The organism is Alcanivorax sp. HI0083 (assembly GCF_001635175.1).
This window is the reverse complement of record NZ_LWFX01000740.1, coordinates 1-296: the sequence shown is the minus strand read 5'-3', so window position 1 is coordinate 296 and position 296 is coordinate 1. Positions and strand designations below refer to the sequence as shown.

General features: G+C 58.4%; 1 pseudogene. It reads left to right on the top strand.

Annotated elements, in window-relative coordinates:
- Positions 1-12: 12 nt before the first annotated feature.
- Positions 13-296: pseudogene (locus A3754_RS07245) on the top strand (RND family transporter); the annotation flags it as partial.

The following is a 296-nucleotide window of genomic DNA, read 5'->3' as shown; positions in this document are numbered from 1 at the left end:
CGTGAGCTGGCCATGGCGGCCAGTATTGGTGTGGCGGTGATCATTATTTCCAACCTGGTGGTGGTGCCGCTGGTACTGTCTTATCTGGGCGTGAGCGGAGCTTCCGTTCGCAAGATTCAGGCAGGGGAGAAGAAAGATCATCCGTTGGCAGGATTGTTTGCCCGCTTTACTCGCACCCCACTGGCCGCGCTGTCCATCGCTGTGGCTGTGGCGGGTTACGGTGCCGGTATTTATCTGAGCCAGGACCTGAAAATTGGTGATCTGGACAAAGGGGCGCCCGAATTGTGGCCGGACCC